Raw genomic sequence first — 6,031 nt, 5'->3', positions numbered from 1 at the left:
ACTTGGTGATCGCTGCGGTCAGCGTCGTCTTGCCGTGGTCAACATGCCCAATCGTGCCGATGTTGACGTGCGGCTTATTACGCTCAAACTTTTCCTTTGCCATTCCTCAGGCGCCCTTTTGCGATTTGGGGGACCCTTGGTCCCGGGTTACTATCTGCGCGCGCGAGATATTTGGTTCAAAGGGGAAAATCAAGCACATCCTGAGGGAAATGCGCTTATCCCGCCGGATTTTGCGTCAGCTATCGGAATCCGGCAGTTCGATCAGGTCAGGCCGCTTGTCGAACCAGCCATTCTCTTTGTGTTCCTCAGCCAGCCATTCTTCGATTTCGTCAGCGACTTTCAACGATAGTCCGCTCAACTGCTCTTCCTTGGTTCTGACCCGCCCTGAACCAATAAGGGCTGTTTCTTTCGTAGTATCTTCAAGAACAGTGAACTGTTTTTGCTTAGCCAAGAATTTCTTCGTGTCGTAGTCATAAACATTAACGAGTACGATCGCTGCACTTCTTGGATTGTAAACAACGATACCCGGCGGCCCCAACATATAGCCTTCAAGGCTTATACCAATAATGTAACGCTGTGAGCCCTCATACCGCCCTAATCGAATGTCGATGGCTTGCTCCAAAGCGTCTGTCCATTCTTGCGGAGTAGCATCCCTGGAAATCGGCCCCTGTTTAGCGTTGTCTGCAAACGAAACTATCTTCACGAGGCGAAATTCCCCCAGTGACTCGGGCGGTTCATAAACCTGTGTCTGGGTGCAAGCGCCCATCAGGGCCAATCCGGTGATCAGGGTCAGAATGCGCAACATATCTCGTCTCGATAGGCCTGTTTTTCTTTGGTCTAGCGCACCGATACGGGTTGTGCCAAGCCGTATCGGTGGATTTCTACCGCAACCGGGGCCGGATCACGAAAACTTATAGTCCCGCGGGAAACCATAGGGCGCTTTTTTCCCTACGCTGGCGCGCTTGGACAGCCATTGGGACATATCTGCCTCATGCCGGGTCTTGTCGCCCCCCATGGACCATTTCAGGCCTTCCTCCCAGTTGAAGGTGGTGATGTCAGACAGACCGCCATCCAGCTCCAGCGTCCCCTGTCGCCCGCGTGCCATATTGTATTTTTGCAGGCGCACGCCCTTGCCGCGGGTCATTTCGGGCAATTCCTCGATCGGGAAGACAAGGAACTTGCCGTTCTGGGACACGATTGCAACGTGGTCGCCCTCGACCGGTATACAGATCACTGCTGTTTCGTTGTCCTTGACGTTCAGCACCTGCTTGCCGTTTCGCGTCTGCGCCAGCACGTCATCTTCGGGCACCATAAACCCGTTGCCCGCATCCGAGGCCACCAGCAGCTTGCGCCCCGGTTTGTGGATCAAGATATCGATGATCCGAGCCTCGTTCGGCAGGTCGACCATCAGGCGCAGGGGTTCGCCCATGCCCCGCCCGCCGGGCAGGTTGGCCGCGCTGACAGTATAGAACCGCCCGTTTGAAGCGAAGACCAGCAACCGGTCGGTCGTTTCCGCATGGAAAATAAAGCGCGGCCCGTCGCCATCCTTGAACTTCAATTCACGGGTCAGGTCGATATGACCGGTCATGGCGCGAATCCAGCCCATCTGAGAGCAGACGACCGTGATTGGTTCGCGGTCGATCATCGCCTCAAGCGGCACTTCTTCGACCTCGCCCGCTTCGGCGAACCGCGTGCGGCGTGCGCCGCCTTCGTAATCTTTGCCGAAGGTCTTTTTCGTCTCTTTCAACTGCTCGGCAATCCTGGCCCATTGCAGGCCTTCGTCGGCCAGCAGGTCTTCGAGGTTGGCGCGTTCCAGCATCAACTCATCACGTTCGCGGACCAGCTCCATCTCTTCCAGACGACGCAAGCTGCGCAGGCGCATGTTGAGGATCGCGTCAACCTGAACCTCGGACAACTCGCCCTCGCCCGGTTTGGGTGAGACATAGTCGGCCTCGCTGGTGGCGCGGATGTGGTCGATCCCCCAATCCTCGCGCATAAGCGCGGCTTTGGGGTCGTCGTCATAGCGGATGATGTCGATCACACGGTCGAGGTTCAGGAAGGCAACGATAAAGCCCTCCAACACTTCCAGCCGGTGGTCGATCTTGGCCATGCGGTGGCGCGAGCGGCGGATCAGCACCTCTTGCCGGTGATCAAGGAAAGCGCGCAGCACTTCCTTCATCGAGCAGACTTTGGGCGTCACTCCGTCAATCAGCACGTTCATGTTCAGGCTGAACCGCACCTCGAGGTCCGAGTTGCGATAAAGCATGCCCATCAGCACTTCAGGGTCCACGTTCTTGGAGCGCGGCTCGAGGATCAGGCGGATGTCATCGGCGGATTCGTCGCGCACATCGGCAAGGATCGGAATTTTCTTGGTCTGGATCAGTTCGGCGATCTTCTCGATCAGCTTGGACTTCTGAACCTGATAGGGAATCTCGGTGACGATGATCTGCCATTGGCCGCGCCCCAGATCTTCAACCTCGTACTTGCAGCGCAGCCGGAACGAGCCTCGGCCAGTGCGATAGGCTTGCGCGATGTTCTCGGGCGGCTCGACAATCACGCCTCCGGTTGGGAAGTCAGGGCCGGGCACGTAGTTCAACAGGGTGTCGTCGCGCGCGTCCGGCGTCTTGATCAGATGCAAACAAGCGTCGCAGAGTTCCGAGATGTTGTGCGGCGGGATATTCGTCGCCATCCCCACCGCGATACCACTTGCGCCATTGGCCAGCAGGTTCGGGAACTGTGCGGGCAGCACGACCGGTTCGGTCAGGGTGCCGTCGTAATTGTCGCGGAAATCAACGGCGTCTTCGTTCAACCCTTCCAGCAGCGCCTCGGCCACGATGGTCATCCGCGCTTCGGTATAGCGCGAGGCCGCCGGGTTATCGCCGTCGATATTGCCGAAATTGCCCTGCCCGTCGACCAGCGGATAGCGGACGTTGAAATCCTGTGCCAGACGCGCCATCGCGTCGTAAATCGCGGCGTCGCCATGCGGGTGATAGTTGCCCATCACGTCGCCGGAAATCTTGGCAGACTTCCGGAAACCTCCGGTTGCACTGAGTCGCAACTCTCTCATCGCATAGAGGATTCGGCGGTGAACCGGCTTCAACCCGTCCCGCGCATCGGGCAGCGCCCGGTGCATGATGGTGGACAGCGCATAGGTCAGATACCGCTCACCAATCGCGCGGCGCAGCGGTTCCGCCACCTCGCCCCCACCTGTGGGGGCCTGCATGTTGGGGTCATCGATCGTATCGTTCATATATGATGTGATACGCCGCAAGTGCGCCTTGGTAAAGCGAGCAGCACATAAATTGCTGGGGAAAAGTCGTGCTTTTTGCAACAGGGGGAGACACCGTGTTGTTTTCCCCCATTTTTCGACTCGTCCCCCGAAATATGCTAAGATCTCATCAATTGATTTGCTGCCATTTGTTGATGTTACGATTGCTTTGGGGGATGCGCCATGACGCGCCTGATACTTGTTACCTTTGCCGCGCTCGGCTGGACCTTTTACGTGATGAGCGGTGGCCCTGATTTTGAACCGCGCGGCGTGCGCCCTGCCAAACCGGAACGCGTGGCTGTCGTGGCAGAACCGGTTGCCCCGGTCATTGAACCGGCACCTGTCGAAGATTTGGTCACCCGTGCCGCCGTCAAACCCGCACTGGTGGTTCCACCTGTTGCCGAGGCGGTAACCCAGTTGGGTGAGACCGAAACAAAGGCCCTCCTCTCGCAGGTCGCGGCTGGCCTGAAAGCCAATCCCTCGCTGTTTCAAGACGAAAGCGTGACCCTGACCCTGGCATCATTGGAACAGGGCGTAAGCGCGCTGGAGCAGGTGGTCACCGACGCCGAGCTGCCCACAGTCGAACTGCCCACGCCTGCCGAGGCCCCGAAGGACATCCGCGAAATCTCGGGCACCCGGGTTAATCTGCGCGATGGGCCCGGTACAATCTATCCCATCATCGGTAAAGCCGCGCTTGGCCAACAGGTCGAGGTCCTGAGCGATTCCGGCACCGGCTGGTTACGCCTGCGCGTGTTGCCCGCGCAACAGGTCGGGTGGATTTCAGCATCACTTGTCCGGAAAACATCAAACTGACGCCCAGACGTCATTGCCCTGCCGCAAACCCCACCCTAGCTTTTGGTGGGGTTCAGCTTCGGAAGGCACATGCAGAAATCGATTCTTATTACGGGATGCTCGTCGGGCATTGGTCTGGACGCAGCACACGGAATGCGTGCACGAGGCTGGCGTGTGTTTGCATCCTGCCGACAGCAGCGCGACTGTGACCGCCTGCGCGCGCAGGGGTTTGAAAGCCCAAGAATCGACTATACCGACCGCGACAGCATTTCCTCGGGATTGTCATATGTACTTGAGGCAACGGGTGGAACTTTGGACGCGCTGTTCAACAACGGTGCGCACGGGCTGCCCGGTGCGGTTGAAGACGTCCCGACAGACGCTCTGCGTCATATCTTTGAAACCAATGTCTTTGGATGGCACGAGCTGACCAGACAGGTTATTCCCGTCATGCGCGAGCAGGGCCACGGCCGGATCGTGCAATGTTCCTCGGTACTTGGTCTTGTCGCCTTCCCCTGGCGCGGCGCATATGTCGCCACCAAATACGCCATCGAAGGACTGACCGACACCTTGCGGCTGGAGCTGCGGGATACAGACATTCAGGTCGTTTTGATCGAGCCCGGCCCGATCACCTCAAAGCTCAGGGAAAAGGCAATCCCCGTGTTCGAGAAATATATCGACTGGGAAAACTCGGCCCTGCGGGAAAAATACGAAGGTTCGCTGCTGAAGCGACTATACGAAAACAGTGCGCCCGACCGGTTCGAACTGCCAGCCTCTGCCGTCACCGACAAGCTGGCCCATGCGGTCGAGGCGCGACGCCCCAAACCACGCTACTATGTGACCACCCCGACATATGTCGCTGGGGTTCTGCGCCGGATTCTGCCCACAAAAGCCACGGACCGCATCCTTTCGGATATCTGAGACGTTATTTCCCGTTCGCTTTTCGGCGCCTTGACGCTAGATGGGTGATAATCGAAAAAACCGGACGGTGACTTTATATGGACCCTTTAATGGTCATTCTGCTTCTGGCCATGGCGGCGGTTGTTGTTGTGTTAGCCTTGGGCATCGCGAATTTCGGCAAAAGCGGCATGGAAGCAGCAAAGAAAAGCAACAAGATGATGCGTCTGCGTATCCTCTTTCAGTTCATCGCCGTTATTTTGATCGTGCTATACGTCTATCTACGCGGGCAAGGGGTGCAGTAATGGTTGTCCTGAACAAAATCTACACGCGCACGGGCGACGATGGCAAAACCGCTCTGGGCAATGGCGAGCGTGTGGCAAAGTATTCGGGTCGCGTTGCCGCCTATGGAACAGTGGACGAGCTGAACTCATTTGTTGGCGTGGCCCGCACCGAGGCTGAAGGCGAAGTCGATGCCGCCTTGTCGCGGATTCAGAACGACCTGTTTGATCTTGGCGCAGATTTCTGCCGCCCTGAAATGGAGAAGGATGCCGAAGCGGACTATCCACCGCTGCGAATCGTATCCGCTCAGATCGACCGGCTGGAAGCCGAAATTGACACCATGAACGAAACACTGGAACCGCTGCGCAGCTTCATCCTGCCGGGAGGTTCGCGGCTGGCCGCGCACTTGCACGTGTGCCGCACTGTATCTCGTCGCGCCGAGCGGTTGGCGGTCGAGTTGACAAATATGGAACCGGTTAACGACGTGGCCGTCAAATACCTCAACCGGCTAAGTGATTGGTTTTTCGTCGCGGCCCGGTGCGCAAATAACGATGGCAAGGACGACGTGCTGTGGGTTCCCGGCGCAAACCGCTGAATATTTCCCTGAAAATAAGCGCAATGCGGGCAACAATCTTGCGTGCCTCAAGGTAAAAAACTGCAAAACGCGACGTCCCGACGCGACGACGTGACGATTTTGCTCTGTTTTGCGGGTGCAGCAGACGTTATCAAGTCCGACGAGAGCATTGGTGGAGTCGCCTTCGCGGCTTGCCGTTTTTTTGAGGAGAAAGCGCTACA

At 57.6% G+C, this 6,031-nt stretch carries 7 protein-coding genes; 4 read left to right on the top strand and 3 right to left on the bottom strand.

Features of this window, described 5'->3' with window-relative positions; genetic code table 11:
- From ACR0DS_RS12590 to ACR0DS_RS12580, 3 genes are all read right to left on the bottom strand, one after another.
- Positions 1 to 103: GTP-binding protein (locus tag ACR0DS_RS12590; protein ID WP_155125489.1), on the bottom strand; the 103-nt coding region annotated here is incomplete at its 3' end.
- 132 nt (positions 104 to 235) lie between these two features.
- A complete protein-coding gene (locus tag ACR0DS_RS12585) occupies positions 236 to 805 on the bottom strand; it encodes a hypothetical protein (protein ID WP_480483738.1) in 570 nt (189 codons plus the stop codon).
- Positions 806 to 901: 96 nt separating this feature from the next.
- Positions 902 to 3,250, bottom strand: a complete 2,349-nt coding sequence (locus ACR0DS_RS12580; RefSeq protein WP_267364212.1) for a DNA topoisomerase IV subunit A — start codon at positions 3,248 to 3,250, stop codon at positions 902 to 904.
- Positions 3,251 to 3,451: 201 nt separating this feature from the next.
- Here ACR0DS_RS12580 and ACR0DS_RS12575 point away from each other — a divergent pair, with 201 nt between their 5' ends.
- The 4 genes from ACR0DS_RS12575 (at position 3,452) to ACR0DS_RS12560 (ending at position 5,831) form a co-directional block, all read left to right on the top strand.
- The gene (locus tag ACR0DS_RS12575; protein WP_480560851.1) at positions 3,452 to 4,081 is read left to right on the top strand and encodes an SH3 domain-containing protein; all 630 of its coding nucleotides are present in this window, start codon (positions 3,452 to 3,454) and stop codon (positions 4,079 to 4,081) included.
- A 69-nt stretch (positions 4,082 to 4,150) separates the two neighbouring features.
- Positions 4,151 to 4,978, top strand: a complete 828-nt coding sequence (locus tag ACR0DS_RS12570) for an SDR family NAD(P)-dependent oxidoreductase (protein WP_209506339.1) — start codon at positions 4,151 to 4,153, stop codon at positions 4,976 to 4,978.
- A gap of 77 nt (positions 4,979 to 5,055) precedes the next feature.
- Positions 5,056 to 5,259, top strand: coding sequence for a twin transmembrane helix small protein (locus tag ACR0DS_RS12565; RefSeq protein WP_209506337.1), 204 nt, complete (start codon positions 5,056 to 5,058; stop codon positions 5,257 to 5,259).
- On the top strand, positions 5,259 to 5,831 hold the full coding sequence (locus tag ACR0DS_RS12560; protein WP_209506334.1) for a cob(I)yrinic acid a,c-diamide adenosyltransferase: 573 nt from the start codon (positions 5,259 to 5,261) through the stop codon (positions 5,829 to 5,831). Before ACR0DS_RS12565 ends, ACR0DS_RS12560 begins: the two co-directional genes overlap by 1 nt.
- The last annotated feature ends 200 nt before the right edge of the window (positions 5,832 to 6,031 follow it).

The sequence above is a fragment of the Ruegeria sp. AF5 genome, from assembly GCF_056541905.1.
Note: the sequence above shows the minus strand (reverse complement) of the source record. Positions and strands in the feature narration are given on the sequence as shown.